This window comes from Chitinophaga sp. G7 BAM 1005, from assembly GCF_057126945.1.
The window spans coordinates 3,115,302-3,141,668 of the sequence record NZ_CP181478.1 but is presented as its reverse complement, the minus strand read 5'-3'; the positions used below and the strand labels follow the sequence as shown (position 1 = coordinate 3,141,668).

The 26,367-nt window shown below is 48.2% G+C and carries 22 protein-coding genes; 7 read left to right on the top strand and 15 right to left on the bottom strand.

Annotated features, from left to right (window positions below):
• Nucleotides 1-19: 19 nt before the first annotated feature.
• From ACMXI2_RS12400 to ACMXI2_RS12385, 4 genes are all read right to left on the bottom strand, one after another.
• Entirely contained in the window at nucleotides 20-2,206 is a 2,187-nt protein-coding gene (locus ACMXI2_RS12400; protein ID WP_483781887.1) for a bifunctional alpha,alpha-trehalose-phosphate synthase (UDP-forming)/trehalose-phosphatase, read from the bottom strand.
• A gap of 239 nt (nucleotides 2,207-2,445) precedes the next feature.
• The gene (locus ACMXI2_RS12395; protein ID WP_483781886.1) at nucleotides 2,446-3,348 is read right to left on the bottom strand and encodes an EamA family transporter; all 903 of its coding nucleotides are present in this window, start codon (nucleotides 3,346-3,348) and stop codon (nucleotides 2,446-2,448) included.
• Nucleotides 3,345-3,959 carry a CGNR zinc finger domain-containing protein gene (locus ACMXI2_RS12390; RefSeq protein WP_483781885.1) on the bottom strand — a complete coding sequence of 205 codons (615 nt, stop codon included), beginning with the start codon at nucleotides 3,957-3,959 and terminating at the stop codon, nucleotides 3,345-3,347. Before ACMXI2_RS12390 ends, ACMXI2_RS12395 begins: the two co-directional genes overlap by 4 nt.
• A gap of 330 nt (nucleotides 3,960-4,289) precedes the next feature.
• A complete protein-coding gene (locus ACMXI2_RS12385; RefSeq protein WP_483781884.1) occupies nucleotides 4,290-5,921 on the bottom strand; it encodes a hypothetical protein in 1,632 nt (543 codons plus the stop codon).
• Between the two features lie 114 nt (nucleotides 5,922-6,035).
• On the opposite strand from ACMXI2_RS12385, the gene ACMXI2_RS12380 reads away from it, so the two are divergent.
• The 4 genes from ACMXI2_RS12380 to ACMXI2_RS12365 are packed head-to-tail and all read left to right on the top strand — an operon-like array spanning nucleotide 6,036 to nucleotide 9,595.
• Complete coding sequence (locus ACMXI2_RS12380; RefSeq protein WP_483781883.1) at nucleotides 6,036-6,923, top strand: decaprenyl-phosphate phosphoribosyltransferase; 888 nt, start codon at nucleotides 6,036-6,038, stop codon at nucleotides 6,921-6,923.
• A complete protein-coding gene (locus tag ACMXI2_RS12375) occupies nucleotides 6,923-8,254 on the top strand; it encodes an FAD-binding oxidoreductase (protein WP_483781882.1) in 1,332 nt (443 codons plus the stop codon). The genes ACMXI2_RS12380 and ACMXI2_RS12375 overlap by 1 nt, the downstream gene beginning before the upstream one ends.
• A gap of 25 nt (nucleotides 8,255-8,279) precedes the next feature.
• The gene (locus ACMXI2_RS12370) at nucleotides 8,280-9,011 is read left to right on the top strand and encodes an SDR family oxidoreductase (RefSeq protein ID WP_483781881.1); all 732 of its coding nucleotides are present in this window, start codon (nucleotides 8,280-8,282) and stop codon (nucleotides 9,009-9,011) included.
• A complete protein-coding gene (locus tag ACMXI2_RS12365; protein WP_483781880.1) occupies nucleotides 9,008-9,595 on the top strand; it encodes an HAD family hydrolase in 588 nt (195 codons plus the stop codon). The genes ACMXI2_RS12370 and ACMXI2_RS12365 overlap by 4 nt, the downstream gene beginning before the upstream one ends.
• A gap of 284 nt (nucleotides 9,596-9,879) precedes the next feature.
• Here the strand turns inward: ACMXI2_RS12365 and ACMXI2_RS12360 are convergent, their stop codons facing one another.
• Together ACMXI2_RS12360 and ACMXI2_RS12355 are read right to left on the bottom strand one after the other, a co-directional pair.
• Nucleotides 9,880-10,656, bottom strand: a complete 777-nt coding sequence (locus tag ACMXI2_RS12360) for an acyl-CoA desaturase (RefSeq protein WP_079471872.1) — start codon at nucleotides 10,654-10,656, stop codon at nucleotides 9,880-9,882.
• Between the two features lie 112 nt (nucleotides 10,657-10,768).
• Nucleotides 10,769-12,412 carry an ABC transporter substrate-binding protein gene (locus ACMXI2_RS12355; RefSeq protein WP_483781879.1) on the bottom strand — a complete coding sequence of 548 codons (1,644 nt, stop codon included), beginning with the start codon at nucleotides 12,410-12,412 and terminating at the stop codon, nucleotides 10,769-10,771.
• Nucleotides 12,413-12,457: 45 nt separating this feature from the next.
• On the opposite strand from ACMXI2_RS12355, the gene ACMXI2_RS12350 reads away from it, so the two are divergent.
• A complete protein-coding gene (locus ACMXI2_RS12350) occupies nucleotides 12,458-14,089 on the top strand; it encodes a M1 family metallopeptidase (RefSeq protein ID WP_483781878.1) in 1,632 nt (543 codons plus the stop codon).
• A gap of 81 nt (nucleotides 14,090-14,170) precedes the next feature.
• Here the strand turns inward: ACMXI2_RS12350 and ACMXI2_RS12345 are convergent, their stop codons facing one another.
• Together ACMXI2_RS12345 and ACMXI2_RS12340 are read right to left on the bottom strand one after the other, a co-directional pair.
• Nucleotides 14,171-14,830, bottom strand: coding sequence for an NADPH-dependent F420 reductase (locus ACMXI2_RS12345; protein WP_483781877.1), 660 nt, complete (start codon nucleotides 14,828-14,830; stop codon nucleotides 14,171-14,173).
• Between the two features lie 195 nt (nucleotides 14,831-15,025).
• The gene (locus tag ACMXI2_RS12340; RefSeq protein ID WP_483781876.1) at nucleotides 15,026-15,778 is read right to left on the bottom strand and encodes a menaquinone biosynthetic enzyme MqnA/MqnD family protein; all 753 of its coding nucleotides are present in this window, start codon (nucleotides 15,776-15,778) and stop codon (nucleotides 15,026-15,028) included.
• Nucleotides 15,779-15,922: 144 nt separating this feature from the next.
• Between ACMXI2_RS12340 and purB the strand changes: the two genes are divergently transcribed.
• Complete coding sequence (purB, locus tag ACMXI2_RS12335) at nucleotides 15,923-17,260, top strand: adenylosuccinate lyase (protein WP_483781875.1); 1,338 nt, start codon at nucleotides 15,923-15,925, stop codon at nucleotides 17,258-17,260.
• A gap of 170 nt (nucleotides 17,261-17,430) precedes the next feature.
• On the opposite strand, the gene ACMXI2_RS12330 is transcribed toward purB, so the two are convergent.
• Both ACMXI2_RS12330 and ACMXI2_RS12325 read right to left on the bottom strand, forming a co-directional pair.
• Nucleotides 17,431-17,583: a hypothetical protein gene (locus ACMXI2_RS12330; protein ID WP_483781874.1), complete on the bottom strand. Its 153-nt coding sequence runs from the start codon at nucleotides 17,581-17,583 to the stop codon at nucleotides 17,431-17,433.
• Nucleotides 17,584-17,670: 87 nt separating this feature from the next.
• Nucleotides 17,671-18,021 carry a YraN family protein gene (locus ACMXI2_RS12325; RefSeq protein ID WP_483781873.1) on the bottom strand — a complete coding sequence of 117 codons (351 nt, stop codon included), beginning with the start codon at nucleotides 18,019-18,021 and terminating at the stop codon, nucleotides 17,671-17,673.
• Nucleotides 18,022-18,167: 146 nt separating this feature from the next.
• Between ACMXI2_RS12325 and manA the strand changes: the two genes are divergently transcribed.
• Entirely contained in the window at nucleotides 18,168-19,370 is a 1,203-nt protein-coding gene (gene manA / locus ACMXI2_RS12320) for a mannose-6-phosphate isomerase, class I (protein WP_483781872.1), read from the top strand.
• Between the two features lie 222 nt (nucleotides 19,371-19,592).
• On the opposite strand, the gene ACMXI2_RS12315 is transcribed toward manA, so the two are convergent.
• From ACMXI2_RS12315 to ACMXI2_RS12295, 5 genes are read right to left on the bottom strand one after another with little or no spacing between them, the layout of a single operon-like run.
• On the bottom strand, nucleotides 19,593-20,543 hold the full coding sequence (locus ACMXI2_RS12315; RefSeq protein ID WP_483781871.1) for an NADP-dependent oxidoreductase: 951 nt from the start codon (nucleotides 20,541-20,543) through the stop codon (nucleotides 19,593-19,595).
• A 37-nt stretch (nucleotides 20,544-20,580) separates the two neighbouring features.
• Entirely contained in the window at nucleotides 20,581-23,184 is a 2,604-nt protein-coding gene (locus ACMXI2_RS12310) for a polynucleotide kinase-phosphatase (RefSeq protein ID WP_483781870.1), read from the bottom strand.
• On the bottom strand, nucleotides 23,168-24,244 hold the full coding sequence (locus ACMXI2_RS12305) for a DNA polymerase beta superfamily protein (protein WP_483781869.1): 1,077 nt from the start codon (nucleotides 24,242-24,244) through the stop codon (nucleotides 23,168-23,170). The genes ACMXI2_RS12310 and ACMXI2_RS12305 overlap by 17 nt, the downstream gene beginning before the upstream one ends.
• The gene (locus ACMXI2_RS12300; protein WP_483781868.1) at nucleotides 24,234-24,995 is read right to left on the bottom strand and encodes a nucleotidyltransferase domain-containing protein; all 762 of its coding nucleotides are present in this window, start codon (nucleotides 24,993-24,995) and stop codon (nucleotides 24,234-24,236) included. Before ACMXI2_RS12300 ends, ACMXI2_RS12305 begins: the two co-directional genes overlap by 11 nt.
• A complete protein-coding gene (locus ACMXI2_RS12295) occupies nucleotides 24,992-26,365 on the bottom strand; it encodes a 3' terminal RNA ribose 2'-O-methyltransferase Hen1 (RefSeq protein WP_483781867.1) in 1,374 nt (457 codons plus the stop codon). The genes ACMXI2_RS12300 and ACMXI2_RS12295 overlap by 4 nt, the downstream gene beginning before the upstream one ends.
• Between the last annotated feature and the right edge of the window lie 2 nt (nucleotides 26,366-26,367).

Genomic DNA, 26,367 nt, shown 5'->3' with positions numbered 1-26,367 from the left:
GCTCCCCTCCTTTTCTTATTTAAACGCTTTCCCTGTTGCGTAATGTTCTCAGCAGATGCCGCACCTCATGATAGCTTCGCAGGTAATACTGCGCGGCAGATACCTGGCTGCCCACTTTAACAGTAATGGCTTTATGCGGAAGCGCTTTGAAGATGTCTTCGTCTGTTACATCATCGCCCATCGCCATAATAAACTCGTATTTCTTATGATTCAGCCAGCTCAATGCGGCCTTGCCTTTGTTGATTTCTATGTTCTTTACTTCTATTACCTTGTCGCCGGGTAATACCTGTAATCCTTTCTCCACTGTAAAGTAACGCAAAGTGTTCATCAGTTCATTGGCGCGTAATTCGCCGAGCCCCGATTCTACTTTACGGTAATGCCATACCAGCGAGAAACTTTTTTCTTCAATGAAAGCACCGGGTGTACGGTCGGTAGCCAGTTCCATGATAGGCAGCAATTCCTTTTTCCACTTGTCGGTGAGACCGGGTAACTGGTACCACTCCCCTGCTTTTGTTTTTTGCCACGCGCCGTGTTCTGCGATGAGATCCAGTTTCAGATGACCAAACCACTCACCCAGCGTATCATGATTCCGGCCACTGATCATTACGAGATCGTTTCCCGGTATGGCCGCCAGCTCCCGCAGCAGCTGGTACAGATCAGGATCCGGAGATGCCATATCGATGTTGGGCTGGAAACCAACCAGTGTGCCATCGTAATCCAGGAAGATGATCCGCTTTTTGCTGTTGAAATACTGTTGCCGGATCAATACGGCCGTTTCCTGGTTTACACGGCGGGCCAGCATGTTTTGCTGCATTTCATTTACCTCCTGCAGGCGGGTCATAAACAGCTTTACCCAGTGGTTGATATTGAACTTGGCTACCACGGTGCGCATTTGTTTCATGCGGCGTTGTTGTTCCGGCAGCGGCATGTTCAGGGCATCCACGATGGCGCGGGTAATGGCGCCGATATTATTTGGATTGACGATGATGGCATCTATCAGTTCTTTAGATGCTCCCGCCATTTCGCTCAGGATCAATACGCCATCGTTGTTATTCCGGCTGGCTACGTATTCCTTGCTTACCAGGTTCATGCCATCGCGCATAGGTGTTACGAGGCAAATGTCTGCGAAATTATAGAGGGCCGATAATGTTTCCAGCGGAAACGAACGGTAGAAGTATTGGATGGGATGCCAGGCCAGTGTACGGAACCGGGCGTTAATATTTCCCACCTGTTTATCTATTTCGTCGCGCAGCTCTTTGTACTGTGGCACCTGGTCGCGGGAAGGCACCACGATCATATACAATACCACCTTCCCTATGTATTCGGGATGCAGTTGCAGCAGCAGTTCAAAAGCCTGGAGCCGTTGCAGGATTCCCTTGCTGTAGTCCAGCCGGTCGATAGATAGTACGAGCCGGTCGTTCTGGAAGTTCTCCTTCAGGCTTTTTATCTGTTGCAGTACTTCCGGGTCGCTGCCCATCTCTGCATACTTGTTATAGTCGATTCCCATCGGGAATGTTTCCACTACGATGGCGCGGTCGTTATAAGACACTACGTTGGCGGTGGTGTTCACCGGCAGGATACGGCTGGCAGCATTCAGGAAGTGGCGGGTATCATCAAAAGTGTGGAACCCCATCAGATCGGCGCCCAGCATCCCTTCCAGGATCTCGGCCCTCCAGGGGATGAGGCGGAATAATTCAAACGAAGGAAAAGGAATGTGCTGGAAGAAGCCGATGGAGATTTCCGGCATCTCTGCGCGGATCATTCCTGGTAACAGCAACAGCTGGTAGTCGTGAATCCAGATGGTGTCTCCGGGTTCTGCTACCTTCATAATAATATCCCTGAATTTTTTATTTACCTGGTAATAGGCATCCCAATAGGTTTGTTCATAGTGGGCATAAACAGCCATATAGTGGAAAACCGGCCACAGTGTTTCATTAGAAAAGCCTTCGTAGAAGTTGTTGATTTCGTCCTGTGACAGGTATACCGGCATCAGGTTCATCTTGCGCAACTTTTTTGTTACTTTCTCCTGTTCTTTCTGGTCTGTGATTTCCTGTCCCGGCCAGCCTATCCAGATATTATTTCCTTCGCGGTAGATGGAGCCTAAACCCGTTGCCAGGCCCCCTTCGCTGGGTTGAAGAGAGTAGTCCCCCTCTGTTTCCGAAATCTTTACTGGCAGCCTGTTCGATACAATAATAGTCTTTCGCATAGTCAGTTTATATAATCTATTATCTAATTACATTCAATTGGAATAGCACCCAACAAAACAAAAAATGCACCCCAAAGAGCGGAACCTACATATATAAATAAATACAATGCTGCTACAATGGCTATGGTTCATCAACAGGGTTTATCCGGAGCGGATAAGGGCTACACCTGTACATGTGTGAAAATGCAAGATAATCATTATCAGGGGGAAAAGGAAGTGGAAATATCTCCACTACCCTGTTACGACTTACGCCCGAGCGTCATCAGCACCACGCCGCAGATGACAATGGCGGCGGCAATACCTACCAGGGAGGTAATGGCTTCATTACCGATAGCCCATCCCAGGAACAAGGCTACGATGGGGTTAATATAAGCATAGGTGGCCGTGAGCCGTGGCGGCGCATTCTTTGATAGCCAGCTATAAGAGGTGTATCCTACCAGAGAACCGATCAGTACAAGATAGGAATATGCCTGCCAGGCTTCGGCGGTCATCAAAGGTAAAGTGCTGAGGCCACCGGGTTCAAGCACAAAGCTCATCAACAGGGAGAAAACGCCACCGGCCAGCATCTGGATGGCGGTGCTGGTAATTTGCGTGGGCATGGGGAGCCGCTGTACCAACAGGGTTCCTACTGCCCAGCAGATATTTCCTGCCACGATAACGATAACGGGCCACAAAGGAAATTGTCTTGCTTCATGGTGGGCAAAAGGGTTAAACAACAGGAACAGTCCTATAAACCCTACTATAATTCCCAGCATGGTCATAGATGAAGGGCGTTGCCTGCTGAAAAAGGCCCAGTCCATGCCCATGATCCAGGCTGGCATGGCGGCCACTATCAGCGCCACAATCCCGGAAGGCATGTAGTGTACGGCCAGCGCTACGGTGGTATTCCCGATACCTATGAGCAGCACGCCAATAAAACAGGCAGAGATAAACTGCTGGCGTCCGGGCCATGTTTTCTCCCGCAAACAGCCTACCAGCAGCAGGATGCCGCCCGCTACGAGGAAACGCATCGACGATAACAGAAATGGCGGTACCACTTTCGTCGCTATCTTCATGCCCAGGTAGGTGGAACCCCAGATGATGTATACGGCCAGCAGGCAAAAGATCATTTTGGAGGATAACAGGCCTATCTTCTTGTTCATGTTTTCTTTCTTTTGGTACGCTGATAGTTCCGGGTTACTTTACTAACATCCCCGCAGGTACTCATGCTGCACCATTTACGGGAACCGTTGCGGCTTTTGTCCAGGAAAAGCCATCCACAGGCAGGGCACTCTTTTACTTCCGCCGGTTTGCCGGAGGTGTACAATTCCACTGCCGATTTCACCAGCCACCAATACACCTGCTCCAATGCGGGCGCGTTGAACTGCAAGGCGCCCGCGCCGGCCGACCAGCTGATTTCAATGTTGGCGTATGCCTCCCCGATATACGCATTGAACTGCATACTGTCGGCCGCGGAGGGTTGCTTTTTTGCAATGCCTGCCGTAAACAACCGGTGCAGTAACTCCCGCAAAGCGATGCTTTTCCCGAAAACCACTGCCGCCTTTTGCGGATAATCTTTCGCCAGCCGTTCGAGGGTATGGATAGTTTTGGGAGATAAAGCACGGGTATGACCATACCATTGCAACAGCTCTTTGAAACCGTTGAGATAGTCGAGCGGTATTCCCTTCTTCCGGTTGTCGATGGTGTTCACAAAATCAAGACACAGGATACCGCCGTCGAGCCGGAGTGATGTGATAGATTTGGGAGCTGACATACGATTTTGTCTTTCTCAGGATTAAACTGATTATACTGATTACGATGAATTTCTCCTGACCATTTCTGGTACTTTGCGTAAAGGTAAATCTTATTATTAACCGGTAAAAGTTATTTTACTGGTTAATAATAAATGGGGGGAAAACAGGGTATTCATCTACTTGAAACAATACTTAAATACCTGCTTATTTAAATATTAATAATCAATTTGTTATAAAACTAAAAACAGCTCCCGTAAGAGCTGTTTTACCAGTAATAATAATAGTATTTTAATACCTGGTGATTACCGGGCGACGTTATTTTCGTTATTTCGTTCTACAAGATACATTATTTATTTAACATATACTTCTATAATTGCATTAGTAGGTCTTCTGGGAGCGAGAAAGCTGTCTACCTGGTGGTAATGTTGCTTCAGTTCACCCCTCAATGCAAAGGGATAAAAGTTGTTTAAGTTGGGGGCATATTCATAGATCACCAGGTCGTAATGATGGTCGCGTATCTTTTGGGTAAAGGTGGCCAGCTGCCTGTTAAACATCCCTACTCCCAGGTGATACCATAACGGGTAATCGGGACCGGTTTCCAGTTTGTAAGGCATTGCTGCCGCCAGCGGGGTAAGCTCCGACATGTTCAGTACTTTGATATCTCCTTTCTTTTCGGCCACCACCGGCAGCGCCATGATCTTCTCCATTCCCTTTACCGTGGAAGCAGGCATATATATTTTACGGAAAGGACGGAGATCGGAAAACACCCAGGACGATACCGGCACATCGGTAGTGTCGGTATTCAACATAAAGTTATGCCGGTTCACTACATTTTCATGACCGGGAGTTCCCATCGCCACTGTTTCCTGCGCCGGAAACAAACGGTCGGTGAAACGGCCTATATATTTCCACCAGGTACCAGACCACCAGAAAAGCACGAGAAAGGCAGCTCCGAGCAACGGGCGGAACGAGTTGATATTTATCTTCAGTAGATCCAATAAATAAGAAGCAATAAACGCAAACGCAAAACTGTGGAAGAAGATATTATTATCCGGCGGCGTGTAGCTCGTTACCTGGAAGATAGCGGCTTCGCCCAACATACCCAGCGTAAGCAATGCAAACAGTACCTCCCGGCGCTGCTGCAGCCAGCCGCCCCATGCTTTCACTTTTGCCACAATACACAGCACCACCAGCACTACATATGCCTTGATCCAGTTGGAATTGCCGAATATTTCATCGGTAAAATCGTTGAAGGCCAGGCGGGAGCTGTGTGGTGGCTGCCCGTGGTTAAACCAGTACCCGAATCCCGGCATCAGGGGCAGGATCATGATGGCAGCAATCACGGCGAACATGGCTACAAAGATGGGCAGGTCCAGCCAGCGGCGGGTCTGAAAACTATTATACGCCAGGAACAGCAGGCATAGCATAAACGCCATTCCGCCGCCGTCCTGTTTGGTGAAAACAGAGAGGAAGATAAAGAAGGCAGCTCCAAACATCCACAGGTAACTGCGTAAACGGCTATCCGAAAAGAAGGACCGGAACAGGAAGCTGAGTCCTACCAGTTCAAATACAATTACCGTATGATTATACCAGGGCCAGAAATTAAAGAAGGAATAGGATAATACAAATACCAGCACCGACAGGAGCCTGACACCAGGCTGTACGCCCATGCTTTTCAGGATAGAACGGAAAGCAAAGCCGGCCATGATATTCAGGAGCACCTGCGCCTTTACAAGGGAAATGAGTTCCGGTCCGAATAGTTTAAAGAAGATGGCCGGGAAGATCCAGAAGCCATAGCCGAGTGGTGAGCCAAAATCCCGGAAGGGAATTTGGCCGGATGATATCCGGTAAGCGCCTTCCCAGGAGAGGAAAATATTAACACGGTACGGGAATGTTACAAATAACGGCACCAGGGCCAGTGCGATGATAATGAAGCTTTCGGCAATGGCCGGCCGACGGCCTTTCAGTGAAAATTTGGGCATAGTAGATTGGGATTCGCTGTAATTGCTGACTATTCAGTAATATGAATAGCTGCAAAAGTAATTGAATAAATTGTAAATTAGACCCGTATAACATACCAAACAACTCCAGGTTCCGTGAAATTTTTAAAGCTGCTACGACCCAAACACTGGGTAAAGAATGCCTTCCTGTTTATTCCCCTGTTCTTTGCGGGCGAGATCTTTCATCCTGATAAACTGCTTGATGTCCTGGTAGGGTTCTTTGCCTTCAGTTTCATTGCCAGTAGTATTTATATATTGAACGACTACCGCGATATTGAGGCAGACCGCCTCCATCCGGTAAAATGCAAACGCCCCCTGGCTTCAGGGGCTATCAGCCGGCCGGCCGCCCTCGCCCTCTTTATCATCTGCGTTTTCGGCGGCTATGCGTTCGCCGCTATGGTGGGTGAAAAGTTCGTTTTTGTGCTGAGTATCTATTTTGTGTTAAACATCCTGTATTGCCTGGGGTTAAAGAATATTTCGATCCTCGACATTATAATTGTATCGACCGGATTTGTGCTGCGGGTTAAATCCGGAGGTGTGGCCGCCAAAGTAGCGTTATCGGAGTGGCTGGTGATTATGGTATTCCTGTTGTCTCTTTTTATGGCTATTGCCAAACGCCGTGACGATATCCTGATCAAACAGGATTCCGGGATAGATATGCGCAAAGCGTCGAGCGGTTACAACATGGATTTCCTGAACGTCATGCTGGCGCTTGTTTCCGCTGTTATCATAGTAGCTTACCTGATGTATACGATTTCCCCTGAAACCCAGGCCAGATTTCATACCTACCGCCTTTATTACACCACCCTGTTTGTAATTGGCGGATTATTACGATATTTGCAAATAACCTACGTACAGAACAGTACTGGTTCTCCAACCAAAATCCTATATAAAGACCGTTTTATTCAATTAACCATCTTCCTGTGGGTCCTGAGTTTTTATGTATTAATTTATTTACCGACAGATAAAACATTTTTTGAATAATGCAAACACGGTTAGCTAACTGGGGGAACTTCCCTGCTGTTGACAGCGACGAAAAGGCTTTTACCCAGGAAGATGAGCTTCGTAAATATGTGGTGGCCAATACCCACATGATTGCGCGGGGCAATGGCCGCTGTTATGGCGACGCATCCCTGGGAAAGCACACCATTTCCATGCTGAAGTATGATAAGATGCTTTCCTTTGATACGGCCAACGGAATCATGGATGTACAGGCAGGCGTAACGCTGGACCAGATACTGGATATTATTGTTCCGAAAGGATGGTTCTTACCTGTAACACCCGGCACCAAATATATTACCGTAGGCGGCGCAGTAGCCTCCGATGTACATGGAAAAAACCACCATGTAGATGGCGCCTTCTCAGGCCATATCATTGATATGGATGTATTAACCGCCAGCGGCGAAACCATTTGCTGTTCCGCCACACAACATGAAGATCTTTTCTGGGCTACCTGCGGCGGCATGGGCCTTACCGGGGTGATTACCCGTGTGAAATTCGGCCTCAAAAAAATAGCCACTGCCTATATCCGACAAACACAACTGAAGGCTAAAAACCTGGAGGAAGTGATCCGCCTGTTTGATGAATATAAACACTATACCTACTCTATGGCCTGGATCGATTGCCTCCAGAAGGGCGATTCCTTTGGCCGGAGTATCCTGATTGTTGGTGAGCATGCCACCCCGGAAGAGCTTAATGCAGCACAACAGAAAGCTCCGCTTACCCTCCCGGCTAAACGAAAACTGACCCTGCCGTTCAACCTCCCCTCCTTTGCACTGAACACTTTTACCGTGAAAGCGTTTAACTGGTTATACTATGGGAAGAATTATAAAAAGGTGATGCATAAGGTAATCCCGTATGAACCCTTCTTTTATCCGCTGGACGCCATCCTTCACTGGAACCGCGGGTATGGCAAGGCCGGGTTTGTACAATATCAGTTTGTGGTGTCCCTTGAGCAGAAAGATGGCCTGGTGGCTATCCTGCAGCGGATCAGTGAAAAAGGCTGGGGTTCGTTCCTGGCGGTATTGAAGGTGTTTGGTAAACAGGACAGCCTGATCTCCTTTCCGATGGAAGGATACACCCTGGCGCTGGACTTCCCGATCCGTAAAGGTTTATTTGAATTCCTGGATGAACTGGATGAGATTGTACTGCAGTATGGTGGCCGTTTGTACCTGTCGAAAGACGCGAGGATGAAGCAGAAAATTTTCTGGAGCAGCTATCCTAATGCCGGCCGGTTTGCCGAAATTGTAAAACAATATAACAACAACGCGCGTTTTGAATCCCTCCAATCGGCGCGTTTATCACTGACGAAATAGTTTACCCTGATAATCAAGTACACTCATGCCTACCCTTTTAATACTTGGCGCAGGTTCAGACATGGCGGTTGCCATTGCCCGGAAGTTTGCGTCTGAAAAATATGATATTCAACTGGCCGGCAGGAACACGGCCGCTTTGATGCCGCAACAACAGGATCTGCAGGTGCGTTACGGCGTTAAAGCCACCACACATGTGTTTGATGCAGCCAACTTTCCCTCGCACGCGGCTTTTTACGCCGGCCTGCCTGTTCCCCCCGACATCACCATCTGCGTTTTTGGTTACCTGGGCGACCAGGAAAAAGCACAGCAAAACTGGCAGGAAAGTGCTACCATCATTAACAGCAATTATACCGGGGCCGTTTCTATACTGAACATTGTAGCGGAAAGCTATGCAGCCAGGAAGCAGGGAACCATTGTGGGGATCAGCTCTGTGGCGGGTGAAAGAGGACGGCAAAGCAATTATATTTATGGCAGTGCGAAAGCAGGTTTTACCGCTTATCTCAGCGGGTTAAGAAACCGTCTTTTTCGTAGTGGCGTTCACGTGATAAGTGTGCAACCGGGATTTGTGAACACCCGTATGACTCAGCACCTGACCCTGCCCCCCTTGCTGACCGCCCAGCCGGAAGAAGTGGCTACCGCTGTTTTTAAAGCAGTGAACCGTAAAAAGAATGTGCTGTATGTAAAGTGGCATTGGAGATACATTATGCTCATTATCAAATTAATACCTGAAGGTATTTTCAAAAAACTCTCCCTGTGACCATCGCTTTTTTCGACTTCGACGGAACCATTACTACGAGGGATACCCTATGGGAAATCATCCGCCATCACAGGGGCCGTGCCGCCATGTATGCAGGTATGATCCAACTGCTGCCGGCGCTGCTGCGTTTCAAATTAAAAATGTTGCCGGCGCAGCAGATGAAGGAGGAAGTATTACAGTATTTTTTTGGAGAGATGCCGGCCCATGATTTTTCCGCAGGCTGCGAAAGTTTCTGCCGGGAAAAACTACCGGCTTTAATTCGTCCGCAGGCGTTGGCTGCTATACGAAATCACCAGCAACAGGGACATCATGTGGTGGTGGTATCCGCTTCCGCGCAGGACTGGGTAGCGCCCTGGTGCCGGAGGGAAAACATCGTTTGCCTGGCTACACGTCTCGAAGTAAAAAATAAAGTCATCACCGGTAATATACAGGGTATCAACTGCAATGGAGAAGAAAAGGTAAGACGCATCCACGAAGCGTACCGCCTGGAAAACTTCGGGGAAATATATGCTTACGGCGATAGTGAGGGCGACCGGCCTATGCTGGCGCTGGCGCAACATGTTTCTTTTAAACCCTTCCGGTGATGCAGGTTTGTCGCGGAGGTTGTCTTTCTCAGGATTAAACTGATTATGCTGATTACTTTGATTTTACTTTTGATTTTATAAGGATTTTAAAAGATTAAGGGAGATATAAACGGATATCCGCTTATATCTCCCTTAATCTTTTAAAATCAAAAATGATCAAATCAAAATAATCAGCATAATCAGTTTAATCCTGAGAAAGACAACCTCCGCGTAAATAAAAAATGCCTCACCATTACGGCAAGGCACTTTCTATTATTGTAACAGATTGATTGTACGAAGTATGATCAGGCAGCTTTCGCTTTCTTCATCTGCGCCGTAACCATTGCGGGTTTCAGCTTAATGATACCAACGAAGTTCAGCAACTTCATTACCTGGTAGCTTGGATCCAGTTCATACCATTTCTTGGCAAAGTTAGGACTGTCTTTAAATTTGTGGTGGTTATTTTGGAACAGTTCGCCCATCAGTACAATACCCCACGGAGAAGTATTCCTGGAATGGTCGTTGTTATCAAAATTCTGGTAACCGTATTTATGTCCGCACCAGTTAACGATTGCACCCTGTACAGGTCCCATCAGGAAATGGATGGGCAGCAGTAAATAAAGGTACCACATACCGGCAGGAACGAATGCTACATAAAATGCTACATAAGCGCCCATCCAGAGGAAACGGGTAATGTTGCTGTCGCCGAATTTATCCATTGCATCCCACTCAGGTAACGGGTCTTTGGTAAATTTAGGATCCACTTCACTGGTACGGGTTACAAAACCATTGTAGATTTTGCGGGTTTGTACCATCATGCCCCAAACGTCTTTAAAGAAGTGTGGAGAATGCGGATCGTGTTCGGTATCGCTGAATTCATGGTGCATGCGGTGCATAACGCCATAAGCTCTTGGAATCAGGTATGATGAACCCTGGAAAAACCAGGTGCTGAAATAAAAGAATCGTTCCCAGAATTTACTGGTAGTATACATCTGGTGAGATGCATAACGGTGTAAGTAGAATGTGTGAAAAAACAAGGAAAAGAACCAATGCACACAAAAGAATATCAGGATCGCCGTCATTTCTATACGTTATAAAGTGACAAATAAGCGCCAAAGGTAAGCTAATTTAGCGGATATCAAGCCAGTTTTACGGTCACAGGTGGTGAAGGAAATGTTAAAATAATTTTAAATTTTAATTTTTCTTTACCCGACGTAACTCTAAGAGATTCATGCCGTTACCACTGAATCCGGAGATGTTTGGCTGTACCAGTCGCACTGCTTCATCATAGAACAGCGGCACTACTACGGCGTCTGCCATGATCATGTTATCCATCTCGCGGTATTGGATGTACCGGATGCTGTCGTTGTTTTCCTCCAGGGATGTTTCGTACAACCGGTCGAACGCCGGGTTATGGTAGCGGGTATAATTCGGCGGCGCCGGGTTTTTACTGTAAAACATGGCCAGGTAGCTTTCTGCGTCGGGGTAATCGGCGATCCAGCTGCCGCGGAAAAACAGCGCCTGTGATTTAGCGGTTTGCTCCAGCAGCAGGCTTTTCTGCACCACCTCCACCTGGATGCGGATGCCAACGTTTTCCAGCTCATTGGCCACGTAGTTGGCGAGATCGGCGTAGATGGGAATAGACAACAGTTTGATAACGGGCAGTCCTTTTCCGTCCGGGAAGCCGGCCTCGCGGAGCAGCTGCCGTGACATAGCTGGGTTGCAGGGATAGCCCTTTACTTTCTGTGCGTCGAAAGAAGGCAGCCCTGCGGGCACAAATCCTGCTGTGGCGGCGGCGCCTATGCCATTGCGGAGATAGGTCATCATTTTCGTACGGTCGATACCGTAGTTGATGGCCTGGCGGACTTTTTTCCAGCGGAGCGGTGATTCCTTTACGAGCGCATTGGTGCTGTCTGCAAGAAATCCGAGGTATTCTGTATTCAGATAAGAATGTTTGTTCAGCACCATTTTGCCCTCCCACTCCTTCCGTAGTTTCCCTTGTTTGGTGAGCACTTCATCTTTAAAGGAAGCGTCTATATCGTTCATGAAATCCAGTTGTCCCTGGCGGAACAGCAGGAACTCCGATGCTTTGCTTTCGAGGAAACCTACCTGCACGGCTTCGAGGTAAGGCAGGCGATGGCCGGTGTCGTCTGTTTCAAAGTAAGCGGGGTTGCGGTGCAGCACCAGCGCCTGTCCTTCGTCCCAGAGGAAAAAGCGGAATGGCCCGGTGCCACAGGGATGGTTGCGGAAGTCTTTCCCGTATTTCTCAATGGCTTCATGTGGTACAATGGAGCAGTACTGCATACTGAGAATTCCCAGCACCGGGTGAAACGGCCGGTAGAGTGTGAGTTCAAAGGTGGAATCGTTCAGGGCTTTAAAGCCGCTGTCGGCAGAGAGTTTGCCGTTGAAGATCCAGGCGCCGGGCGAGGCCGTGGCCGGGTCCATAATACGTCTGAGACTATACGCCACGTCGTGGGCGGTCATCCGGCGGCCTTTCCCCCCGGGGAAGATGTCGCTGTCGTGGAAGTACACGTCTGTCCGGAGATCAAATGTATAGGTGCGGTGGTCGGCGGATTCGTGCCACTGTTTGGCCAGCGAGGGGCGGATCACCAGGTTGGTGTCCGGTTCCACCAGCGTATTGTACAATTGCTTTACCGCCCATATTACTTCCTGGCTTTTGGCAAATGCGGGGTCGAGGCTGGCAAGTCCGTTGGTACTGTTATACCGGAATACCCGCAGCGACTGTTCTTCCGGGCTACCGCATGCCCTAAGTAAGAGGCTGCATAGCACTGCAAGCCCCCATCTGCATATAACCACCTGACAATAACAACTTTTCATTTGGCAGTAAATTAATATCTTTCAGGTTAAAATATACGAATAAATATGCGCGGCATACCAATGCTTTGTATGGCCCTTCTGGCAACATTAACTGCAGGGGCACAACAGTTCAGCAGGGCTGACACGCTGAGAGGCAGCATTACTCCTCAGCGCGCCTGGTGGGATGTGACCAGCTACGACCTGCATGTACAGGTAAATCCCGACGACAGCACCTTCAGCGGCTTTAATATCATTACCTACCAGGTGCTGAAAAGCGATTCCGTAATGCAGATAGACCTCCAGGCGCCAATGGTGATAGACAGTGTGGTACAGGAAAAGAAGTCGCTCGCCGTTACCCGCGACGGCAATGCCTGGTTTATAAAGATGAAATCGCCGCAGGCAAAAGACAAATCAAAAAAGATCACGGTGTATTACAGCGGCAAGCCCCGCAAGGCGTTAAAAGCTCCGTGGGATGGCGGCGTAGTATGGGCCAAAGACGAAAAGGGCCGTCCGTGGATAGCCACTGCCTGCCAGGGTTTGGGCGCCAGCATCTGGTGGCCGAACAAAGACACGCAAAGCGATGAACCGGAAGACATGACCATCAGCGTAACCGTTCCGGCCGACCTGACCGATGTATCCAATGGCCGTTTAAAAAAGACCATCGACAACGCGGATGGCACCAAAACCTTTGTATGGTATGTGGGCAGCCCCATCAACAATTATGATGTAGCGGTGAACGTAGGTAATTATATAGAGATGAAAGATACCTGGCATGGCGAAGGCGGCAAACTGGATCTTGGTTTCTGGGTATTGGATTATAATGAAGACAAAGCGCGGGAACATTTCAAAGTGGTGAAGCCTATGCTGAAATGTTTTGAATACTGGTTTGGCAAGTATCCTTTTTATAAAGACAGCTACAAACTGATAGAAGCGCCGTTCCTGGGTATGGAACACCAGAGCGGTGTGGCGTATGGCAACAAATACCTCATGGGTTACTCTGGCAGGGATCTTTCCGGTACCGGCTGGGGATTGAAGTGGGACTTCCTCATTATCCATGAAAGCGGTCATGAATGGTTTGGTAACAGTATTACCAGCAAGGACCTGGCAGACATGTGGATTCATGAGTCTTTTACCAACTATTCCGAAACCCTTTTTACTGAATGCCAGTATGGGCATAAGGCCGCAGAGGAATATGTACAGGGTATCCGTAAGAATATCTTAAACGATGTGCCCATCATTCCTCCTTATGGCGTAAACGCAGAGGGAAGCGGCGATATGTATTATAAAGGCGCCAACATGCTGCACAATATCCGGCAGATCATGGAAGACGACGAAGCTTTCCGCCAGCTGCTGCGCGGGCTGAACAAAACATTCTATCACCAAACGGTAACCACGCAGGAGATAGAACAGTATATAAGCCAGGTAGTAGGTATGAACCTCAGCAAGGTATTTGACCAGTATCTGCGCCATACCACCATTCCTACGCTGGAGTACCGTTTCAATGGACAGCAGATCCAATACCGCTGGGTATCTGATGTAAAGGATTTTAATATGCCGGTGAAGGTGAAGCTGAGTGATAACGGGTTTAAGCTGATATATCCTGGAACCTTATGGCGGAGTTCCAATATTACTTTAAGTAATCTGAAGAACTTTGAGGTAGATAAAAATTTCTATATAAATTCCAGGCAGGTGAAGTAAGTATATGGGCGCGTGCATTTTACGCAAAGCACCTGCTACATAAAAAGAGGGATCAGCTGAAAGCGGGTCCCTCTTTTTATTTTATCGTTTCAGTAATTTGAATGCATGACCGGTGCTGTCATTCAGAAAGCCGTAGGCGGCCCATAAAATGGAGAGAGGTTCTATGCTGCGGCTCATTTCTATCTTTCCCATATCAGCCACATCGAGCCAGCCTATCTGGTGCAGGAGATTAGTCACTTCCCGTTTGGCATCGTTGCTGTTACCGGCGATAAACATGGTGGGGGCTCCTTCTTTGAAATCCGGGAGCAGCATTTTTTCATGGCCAATACAGCTGAGGGCCTTTACTACATTGGTATCCGGAGGTAGCCAGGCTTGTATTTGTTCCCCTGCCGAGTTATTATGACCGATGGTGAAGGTAAGTCGTCCGTTTTCATCGGGGCCTTTACCATCGAGTGGATTAGTAACATCCACTACTGTTTTGTTTTTGAAGTTCCATATCCCGGCGGCTTCAATGGCTTTTTTGGTACCGGCCCAGCTGGTACAGATCAGCAACAGTTCCCCGAATTCGGATGCCTGTCTGAAAGTGCCTGCCATCGCCTGTTTACCTTGCTTTTTTATCCATTGCTGCAGGGATTCCCTCGAGGGGTTACGGGTACCGATTGTAACATGATGTCCTGTTTGAATAAGCCCTTTACCAAGAGTTAATCCAACGGGACCGCTTCCAAGGATACCGATTTTCATGAGCGTAGATTAATTTAAGCAGATAATTGTGCGAATCATGAAGATACTTAAAAAAGCAGAAAGGATAAAGTGATGCTTTATCCTTTCTGCTTCAGATATACTTTGCCTATGCTTCAGATATGCTTTGAACATGCTTAGGACATGCCTTTGACATGGACTTTATGTGGAGGTGACGTGGAGGGGACGTTGACTTGATCATACAACCCTCTCCTGTAGCAGGTATCCGAGGAATTTTTGCATCCCCTGTCGCTTCGCCGGCGTTAACGGATAACTGATATTATGAATATAATAAGTGGTAAGATCGTAGACTGCGTATGGGTTTTCGGCTACTACCGCCGGAATATTCTGAATTCCGATACCGGTGGCATTGTTAAACTCCGTTATAAACGCTGCCGGCAGTTGTTTGTTACTGATCCAGGCGGCGAAAACAAATGGCAGGCTGGTAAAACGTACCCAGTTTTCTGCGAGGTCATATATATATGGTGATACCTTGCGTTGTTCCAGGGCGCGGTCGCCGATTACCAGGCCGGCATCGGTTCCCCTGATCTTGTCCTGGTAATCCCCGTTGGTATCTACAAACTCCACACCAAGCTTCCAGTATTCGTGTACCAGTACTTTGAGCAGCGCTACAGAAGTGCGGCTCTGGTAATCCAGGTAAATACGTTTTATTTCATTCAGAGGCACCTCGCTGTATAAACAAACAGATGCTACTGGTCCTTCGGCTCCGATACAGTAATCTGCTATGATATGATATTCCTTTAATTCAGGAATAATGGCTACCGGCACGAGCGCTACGTCTACCTCTCCGTCTATCAGCTGCCGGGCTATTTTAGCGGGATAATCCATCGATAATTCCATCATCTCCATCACCGGATGATTCCTGAATCCATACAATAAAGGCTTCGTATTCAAATAACTTACAGCCGCAACTTTTACTTTCCGTTCCAATTTCAGTAATTTTGAAGCTGCAAAAGTAGTTAAATCCCGGTTAACAAGTTCCAAATGAATAATTGTGATACTGTAAATCAGGATTTAGGGAGAACTTGCAGCCATTCAAACGCTACTTAATAGTAATACTGGAATACATACATTATGCAACTACAACCTTTAACTGCCATTTCTCCGCTGGACGGGCGCTATCGCAAGCAACTGGACGAGCTGGCCAATTATTTTTCTGAATTTGCGTTGATCCGTTACCGTGTGATGGTAGAGGTGGAATATTTTATTGCGCTCTCCGAGCAGAAGCTGTTTACGCTGCCGAAAGCCAAGTTCCCCGCCCTGCGTAAAATTTACCAGGAGTTCACCATCGAGAACGCACAACTGATCAAAGACACAGAGAAAATTACCAACCACGACGTAAAGGCAGTTGAATATTTTCTGAAGAATGAATTGAAGAATCTGGGTTTGGAAGATAAACTGGAATGGGTGCATTTCGGTCTTACTTCACAGGATGTAAACAATACCGCTACCCCGCTGTTCTGGAAAGACGCTATAGAACACGTGTACATGCCGGCACTGGCCAATCTGATCCTGGAGCTGAAGAAGCTGGGATTGTCCTGGATGAAAATACCGATGCTGGCGCGTACCCACGGTCAGCCTGCCTCTCCTACCATTTTGGGTAAAGAGATCCTGGTGTTTGTGGAACGACTGGAAGGACAGGTGAACCTGCTGGGGCATATTCCTTTCGCAGCGAAGTTTGGCGGCGCTACCGGCAACTTCAACGCGCATCACGTAGCTTTTCCTAAGATCAACTGGGAAAAGTTTGGCGAGAAGTTCGTGAACACCACGCTGGGCCTGCAACGTATGAAATATACCACGCAGATTGAGCATTATGATAACATTGCTGCTCAATTTGATGCACTGAAACGGATTAATACTATTTTGCTGGACTTCTGCCGTGATATATGGACTTATATCTCTATGGATTATTTCAAACAGAAGATCAAGAAGAATGAAGTGGGTTCTTCTGCGATGCCGCATAAGGTAAACCCGATTGATTTTGAAAATGCGGAAGGCAATCTCGGACTGGCTAATGCCCTGTTTGAGCACCTGAGCGCCAAGCTGCCTATTTCCCGCCTGCAGCGCGATCTGACCGATTCCACTGTATTGCGTAACCTCGGCGTTCCGTTTGGTCATACCCTGCTGGCTACCAAATCTATTCAGAAAGGACTGAGTAAACTGATCCTGAATGAAGCCAGGCTGAAAGACGACCTGGAAAATAACTGGGCTGTAGTAGCAGAAGCCATTCAAACCGTATTGCGCCGGGAGAATTACCCGCAGCCATATGAAGCACTGAAAGAGCTGACCCGTGGCGGAGAACAGATTACACAAAAAAGTATGCATAAATTTGTGGATGGACTGAAGATCAGCGCTGCCCTCAAAAAAGAACTGAAAGCCATTACACCACACAACTACACCGGTTTGTGGTAAGCATAAAAGCTCCGTCTTGCAAGACGGAGCTTTTTTTTACTTTCTGACTCCCGAAAGCAACTTCCTGTGATCAATGCGTTTAGTAGCGTAATAGCCGCGGTTAAACAAACGCTGTCAAATGTGTATTAATTTTTACTCCCCTGTTTCTTTCTTTGTTACTGGTATCGCCGTTATTCATCTCTCCTGTTGGTATAAATAAACTGCCTGCACAGGTCGCGCTGACCATTGCACCAGATCTTTTCAGAGAAAATGTTTTGCCTGAAATCTACCGGGATACCGGGGGTGTATAACAACTCAGGGGTAGGTTCTAAAAGCTGGTACAAAGATATATAATATCATAGCATTAAAGAATAATCACAGGCATTTTTTTGTTAATAACTAGTTAACGATCAGAAGCAGGAAACCCGCGTTCAGAACACATCTTTCAGGTGTTCCAACTCATAATTTTCTCCTGAAAATGTGATGGCAATAATATCAAACCGGATGGCTGCCGGGTTAAGGTTATAATACAGGAGATAGTCGGTCGCCACGCTGCGGATATGTTCTTCCTTGCGGGCGTTCACGGCTTCTTCGGGCCAGCCGAAGCGATCTGTACTGCGTGTTTTTACTTCTATGAAATAAATCTGTTCGTTTTTCCGGGCGATGATATCGATTTCCTTCCTGCCGGATTTCCAGTTTACATGCAGGATGGTACAATACCGGCGAACATATGCCTGTGCAATTGACTCGCCCTGTTGCCCGAGGGCCAGATGATTTACCATTTGCTATTGGGTTTGGGTATCACAAACAACTGCCTGAATAATTTACTTCCCGGTGCAGGGGAATTATTTATGGTTAACACCTATTTTTGCAGGCATATAAAATTATCAATTCTCTGGTATTTAACAAGTAAAACAGATTACTATATATGAACTTATTCAGACTGGAAGGAAAAGTACAGCATTACGCATGGGGCGGATATAACTATATTCCTGCGCTGTTGGGAATTGCCCCTTCAAATCAACCCAGTGCAGAATACTGGATGGGCGCGCATCCCAGCGCTCCTTCCACTATTACTACCGCCAGCGGACAACTGCCGCTGAATGAACTGATTGGTCAGGACCCGGCCAACATCACCGGTCCGGCAGTATGGGAACGGTTTAAGGAGCTGCCTTTTCTCTTTAAGATCCTGGATGTAAAAGACATGTTATCTATCCAGGTACACCCTACCAAAAGTGAAGCAGAGAAAGGATTTGCAAGGGAAAATGCAGAAGGCATTCCTTTGAGCGCCCCAAACCGTAACTACAAAGACGATAACCATAAACCTGAAATTATGGTGGCCCTGAGTGAGTTCTATCTCCTTCACGGCTTCCTGCCACATGAACAATTACTGGAAGTGCTGAAAACAGTTCCGGAGTTCACTTCACTGGTAAGCATATACGAAAAAGAAGGTTATTATGGCCTGTATAAAAATGTAATGGAAATGCCACAGTCGCTGGTGAATATCATCCTCCGCCCGCTGACAGACCGCATGATCCTTCCTTACAAATCCAACAAGCTGTCGAAAAATGATCCTGGTTTCTGGGCTGCCCGCGCGGTTTTAAATGACCCGAACAGCAGGGAAAAACTCGATCGTGGCATCTTCTCTATTTACTTCTTTAATATCATGCAGGTACAACCTGGTGATGCGGTGTTCCAGGACGCCGGCATTCCGCATGCTTACCTGGAAGGCCAGAATGTAGAACTGATGGCTAATTCAGACAATGTGCTGCGTGGCGGTCTTACCCCGAAACATGTGGATGTACCGGAACTCCTGAAGCATACCCGCTTTGAGGGCGTGCATCCGAATATCATTAAAGGCGATGTAAGCGCTGATGGACTGGAGAGAATTTATCCTTCCCCCGCGCCGGACTTTGAGGTGAGTAAAATTGATCTTACTGCCGGCCAGGTATATAAGCATACCGCCAAAGCTGCAGAAATACTGATTGTAATGAAAGGTAACGTCACTATTAAAGGCGAGGATACGTTGACTTTGCAAAAAGGACAATGCGCTTTTACGGCCTATGGCGCTTCTTACGAGATCAGTACTGACAGCGGGGCGGAGTTGTTTAAGGCAACGGCGGGTATTTGAACGCCTTCGGCGTTTGGAAATTGTCTTGGAGCATGATTACGCTGATTTTACTGATTTTAAGGATTTGATTTTTTTGATTTTTTTATAAATGATTAGGGGAGATAAAGTGAGTATTCACCTTATCTCCCCTAATCTTTAAAAATCATATATGATCAAATCCTTAAAATCAGTAAAATCAGCGTAATCATGCTCCAAGACAATTTCATCGCCGAAGGCGATCACTCAAATAACGATCACTGTTTTTCCTTTCCCTTTCGCCTGGCGGCTCAGGGCTATGGCAGCCGGCACGTCTTCCAGTTTAATTTTATTTTCTACGGGGATAGTGAGCGCACCCCGGTCGATGGCCAATGTTAAGGTATCCAGCGAAGCTGCGCTTCCTTGTGTTTCAAAGTTGCCTCCGCGGATATTCCTGTCTTTCAGGGCATTTTCTTCTGCTACAAACTGGGTGGTAAATGCAGTGCCGCCGGGTTTCAACAGATCCAGGTTCGCCTCAAATCCGTCTGTTTTACTTACCAGGTCGATCAGCCCATCGAGTCCCTGGGGGAACTTTTCTTTTACCTGCTGGGTTAATGGCGCTTCTTTATAGTTGATAGTTACTGCGGCGCCTAGTTTCTTCATCCTTTCAGCACCGGCTTCATCTGAAACGGTGGCAATTACCTGTAAGCCCTGTGCGGCTGCCAGTTGTACCGCAAACGAGCCTACGCCCCCGGTGGCGCCGTTGATCAGCAGCGTATTTCCTTCCTGGAGGTCCAGTTTATCCAATAGTTGCTGGGCGGTCATACCGGCAGTGGGTACCGCTGCGGCTTCAACGGCCGACAGGCTGGAGGGCGCTTTGGTAATCCCTGATTTTTCAGGCACGATGGCGTATTCAGCGTAGGAGCCCTCGCCGATGGGCGAATGAATAAACTGACCGTAGATTTTATCGCCTGCTTTGAACCGGGTAACGCCCTCTCCCACTTCTTCTACGGTGCCTGCACCATCTACGCCCATGATAAGCGGAAACTGGTGTTTGGTTTTCCCGTCGTCCATAATGCCATCGATCATTTTCCAGTCGAACGGATTCATCCCTGCTGCGGCTACTTTCACCAGCACAGTGCCTGGTCGTACTACAGGTTTTGGCAGGTCCATCACCACAGGAATGTCTTTGAATTTTGATACGGCTACGGCTTTCATAATTATGTTTTTTTAATGTAGAAAGATGCTTACATGGTTACAGTCTCGGATCTACCGGTTCGCTCTCCAGTGCTAAAATACCAAATACGCATTGATGTACCGCCTGCAGCGACGCATTATTTACAAACCGGTCGAGCCCTTCGAGGCCCAGTGCAAATTCACGCAACGCCAGGGAGCGTTTGCCCGACAGCTTGCGGCTGCGCAAACGGTGGAGGTTTTCCGGCGCATCGTATTCAGGACCGTAAATAATGCGCAGGTATTCTTTTCCGCGGATCTTTACAGCAGGCTGAATGAGTCCTTTTGCATCCCTGGCCATGAAAGTGGATGGCTTGATCACCATGCCTTCGCCACCAGTAGCTGTAAGGTTTTCCCACCAGGTGATGGCTGCTTTTTCACTGGCCTCATTCCCTATTTCCACTTCCAGGAAAGGGGTAGCGATCAGTAACTGTTCATCGCCGGCGCAGATATTTTTTATGGCAGACAGATGCCATGCATGGTCTTTATCAAAATACGTTTTGCCTTCCGTGGCCATGATATGGAACGGCGCCAGCTTATAGTCGTTCAACGACTCCACCGGCCAGCAATACCGGCGGTATGCCTTTACGTAACTGCTGGTTTGTTCGAGGCGGCGGGAATACTTTTCCAGTAACGCCTGTGCAGGCACGCCCTGTGTAATGGCCTGCTGCAACGCATCCACCACTACAGGCAACGCCTGCCCTGCGGCAGTACCCACGGCTGCGTACTGGTTTTGCAGCAATGCCTGGGCTTTTGCGCTCCAGGGCATCAGCTCTGTATCCAGGCATACCCAGTCGGTTTCAAAGGTTTCGTAAAAGCCGGTGTTGATCAACGCGGTGTTGATGCGGGCAATAAAGTCCTGCTCCGTTTGTTTATCGCTGAAGAAGCTGCGGCCCGTTCTCGTATATACCACACCGTTACCTTCCCCTGCAATGCCAAACCGTTTTACGGTGGTGGCTTCGTCGCGGCAAACAATTACCACAGCGCGCGAGCCCATGTGTTTCTCCTCACAAATTACTTTTGCTATACCTGCCTCTTTATAATATTGCAGCCCCTCTACAGGATGCTCCAGCATTCCTTCTTCCCGGCTGGTTTCAGCGGGCGACATGGTGGGTGGCAGGTATATGAGCCATCGCGGGTTGATGGTAAAACGGCTCATCGCTTCCAGTGCTGCAATGTTGTTCTCTTCCCGGATGGTGATGCTATGACTGTAGTTTGTCTGTAATATTTTCTTCCCGATAAAATCTGCTATATCCAGTACATTATCGTACTGCTGCTCCAGGCTCAGCGCACTTTCCAGGTTGTAGCCAATGGGACGAGCAGGCGCGGCGTATTGCTCCTGTGCGGGTACTGACACCAATATCTTTTCAGGGTAGCGCAGTGCGGTAAGGGTAGCGCCAAATACGCAACCCGTATCTATGTCGATGGTATTGTTTAAGAATTTGGCTTCAGGAACCGGTGTGTGGCCGTATACTACCATTGCTTTGCCTTTGTATTCCAGCGCCCAGTTATATCTTACGGGCAAGCCGAATTCATCTGTTTCGCCGGTGGTTTCACCATACAGGCAGAACTCTCTTACCGCGCCGGAGCCACGCCCCTGCATACTTTCTTTTAACCCGGCGTGCGCTACCACCAGTTTACCATTGTCCAGCACATAGTGACTGACGAGGCCATCCAGGAACTCTTTTGCCGCCGCAAGGAACTCCGGTGTTTCACCTGCCAGCTGGGCCACCGTTGCTTCGAGACCGTGCCGTAACACTACGTTCTTTCCATTCAGGTAGCGGAGTAGCTTGGCATCATGGTTTCCCGGTACACAAAGCGCCATGCCATTGTTTACCATGTTCATTACCAGGCGTAGTACTTGCGGTGACTTCGGGCCACGATCTACCAGGTCGCCTACAAACACAGGTTTGCGGAAACGCGTATATCCTTCTGCGTTAGTAGTGAGCGGTGCAGTGATCAGGGTACTGTTTTCTTTATCTACTTCGTAGCCCAGTGTACCCAGCAAGGTACACAGCTCGTCGTAGCAGCCGTGTACATCTCCTATGATATCAAAAGGTCCGTGTTCATCTTTCTTATTATTGTACAACGGGTTACGGGTAACGGTTTCCAGCTGCTCCACCTCTTCCGGTGAGTGCAGTTCAAAAATATGCCGGAAGCCTTCTTCCCGGAGGTGTCGGATACCGCGCCGGAGCTGGCTGATCTGCTGCGGGATCACATGCGTACCGAAGTTACGGTCGCTCCGCAGGTTATTGCGCTCCTGGCATACTTTCTCCGCCATATTAAGTACAATGGCCACCGGGAGTACATGATACTCGCGGGCCAGCCGCACCCATTCCTTGCGGGCTTCCGGCTGCACATTGGTGGCGTCAATCACGGTGAGCAACCCCAGCTTCAACCGTTTTGCAGCAATAAATCCAACTACTTCAAAAGCGTCAGCAGAAACCGCCTGGTTGTTTTCATCATCGCTGATCAAACCCCGGCAAACATCCGACGAAACAATTTCGGTGGGCTTAAAAAAGCGGCGGGCAAAGGTGGACTTACCGGCGCCAGATGGGCCGATTAATAATACCAGTGATAATTCCGGTATGGAGATATGTGATAATTGTCTATTTCTTCGGGACATAAAATTCGTCTCTTATTCTGATTAACAGGGTGGCCGCCAGTTCCGGGTCCGGGTGATCCGGAAGATCGGAAGCGGCATACAGCTGTTCCATGTCATTTAATTTTTGGGCAGCCATATCCAGCAGTTCGTTGTATGTAAACTCACCGTTGCGGATACGAAGCAGAAAATCGCGGTCGTGACGATACACCCGTACTTCCTTATATCGTGCAATCTCTTCCGCCATTGCGAGCAGGCGGAAGGTATGCATCATGTGTTTGCTGTCGTAGTCAGCGCCAAGTTCGCGGTTATGTTCATAGCGGGCTTCATTGCGCAGCTCCACCCATTCCCAATAGGCTGCAAAGTCTTTGCAATACACCGTATAGCCATCTTTATTAAACTGCATAATCCCCAATGGGGCCGGACCTTTCGGGATGCTACTGAGTTGTACATCATTCGCATCTGCGCCGGAGAAGATCCCTTTAAAGGTAACGCCGGGTTCAAACTGGCTGATATGATACAACGCGTATACATCCCGGAAATGGTCTATCCGTGCAAGGCCGCAATCGTTTTGCACAAGGTTATTTTCGTGTAGCCACTCCTGTAAGGGAACGCTTTGGCCGCCGGCAATCACGTAGCAAAATTCGGTTACGTTTTTCCGTGCTGTTCCGTGCGACTGATTGATTTTTTTATTCAGTCCTTTTGCTTTCTTTATCTGTGTTTTGGCATAGCCTGCAAAAGTTTCCAGGCATAGCTTTGACAGGAAATCTTTGGGCTGAATGAGGTTCATCAGCGGATGACGGAACAACAGGCTGCCATTTGTGGTGTTCAGCAGTTCCAGGATATTAGGATTGTTTTTATCCAGGAGTTCCAGGAAGCGTTTTATTTCAAAGTATACTTCATCGTTGCTTTTATTAGCCACCTGCGGGGTGTAGGTCATTCCGTACAGTTCGCTTTGCGGTAATATGAATACGCCTTTGATGTCTGTATCTGACGTGGGTACCTGCAGGTTATACGCCTTGCTCCCGCTGATACATTCCAGCAGGATGTACTCCCGTTGTTGTTGCAGTGTCTCAAAAGTCATACGAAATATATTTCCGGAAAAGCGTATCCAGTTCTGCGGTATCGTTCTTTATGGCCGGCAATTCTGCTGCCTGCATTTTACAATCTTCCAATGTGTATGCCATCCACTGGTGCAGTGCAGCATCGGGTGTTACCGTGGCTTGTTCATCCGCAGTGGCTTTTAACTCCAGCAGTTTGTCGATAGTGGTATGAATAGCACCGTCCGTAATTAACGTACGTAACGGTTCCAGCTCCATCGGCGGCACGCCTTTACCGGCGAGGATCCACTGGCAGGCCAGCATAGGACGTAACACATAGAAGTACTTCTTCAGCTTGATGGCTTCTCCCTGTAATTCGTTGGAGAAAACATTGAAAGCCATAGAGAGGTAGTGATGACAACCTGAGCGTGGTGAAAAATACTTTTCCATCAGGTTTGTCATGGTTTGTTTAAAATCTGTTTCTTCCTTGTAGATGATGGGCGACTGTAACCATTCATACAGCGGGGCATTGGATTTCAGGAACAGCTGTAATCCTTTGCGGATATCCCATCCGCTTACATCCAGTACTTCATCTACCGGTAATTCAATCACATCCCGTGGCTCCGTGATACTCAGGTAGCTATCCCTGTGCCGGGTGTAAATATAGCGCACATCGTAATCGCTGTCGGGGGAGGCAAAGCCCCATGCGCGGCTGCCGGATTCGCAGGCATACAATACTTTTACCTGGTGCTGTTGTTCCAGTTCCTCTATTTTCTCTAATATAATATCTCTCATAATGATCGTTTAAACAAGGCCAGCTGGCTGGGTCCGCCCAGTGTTTCATCTATTTCTCCAAGTGGCTTGAAGGATACAATATAACCAAATTGTGCGGCTACGCGGTTTGCCCATGTTTCAAATTGTGCGCGTGTCCATTCAAAACGGTGATCTCCATGCCGGAACGTGCCAGCGGTAAGCTTTTCATACATCACATTATATTCTGCATTTACCGTGGTAATGATCACGTGGGCAGGCCGGGCGTATTCAAATACTACTTTTTCCAGTGCCTGGAGGCGGGATTCATCCAGGTGTTCAATCACTTCTACCAGCACGCCGGCATCAAAACCTCCCAGGCGTATATCCCTGTACGTTAGTGATCCCTGGATGAGTTCTATGCGGTTACGCTGCATTTCGGGGAGGCGATCAAGCTTCAGCTTATCTTGTGCTAATTCCAGTGTGCGGTAGCTCACATCCATTCCCAGGATCTTTTTGAATTGCGGTTTCTCCATCAGCAAGCGGAGGAGCTTCCCTTCCCCGCACCCCATATCTGCTACGGTGGATACATTTAGTTCCAGGAGTATATCCCTTACCGTTAGCAGGCGGAGATCATGCAGTTTTATTTTGTCTTTCGCCGGTTTTTCTTCTACCGGTAGTACTTCGTCTTTCATGATCAGCTCCAGCGCCTGTTTTGCCAGTGGCGCAATATTCCGGAGGTAGCGGCGGGTAATGAGTTCTTTAGCAGGATGACTATCCAGCCATCCCTCTCCTTTCTCCATCAGCTTTTCAATTTCATGGCCGCCCACGAAATAATGTTTGTCGTTGTCGCAAACCGGCACCAGGATATACAGTTGTTTCAGGATTGTTTTCAGCGGTAATGTGTGGCGGAGTGTTACATTGAAGTAACGGCTCTGGCCCCATGCGGGATATTGTTCGTCCAGCAGATGCGACTGCACATTCACTTCATAGCCCAGCGGTTCAAAGAACTGGCGCAGTAAAGGTTCACCGCCTTTCACCGGCAAAACAGACAGTCCTATTTCAAATGGAATGGCTTCATCCACCAGGTGTGGCTTATCTTTACAACGGCCGTTCATGGCCGTGGCGTAAGCCTGTGATATAGCCGCGCTCATAAACGACGAGGCTACGTATGGGCGGTCGTTTACATATTGTTCCAGTGCAAAGTCGTGGCCGTTTCCGTTTCCGCGTACCAGTCGTACCGGATCAATGTCCAGCAGTAAAGCGGCGGTGCAGGAATGGTCTGTTGCTTCCGGGTAAAAGATATGTGCACTCCCTGCGGTCAGTTCAACGGTTTGTACTTTTGCAGGATGTTTATGCAACAGGTAGCCCAGGTCTGTGGCGGGGTAACGTTTGGTGGTAATAGTTAATAACATCG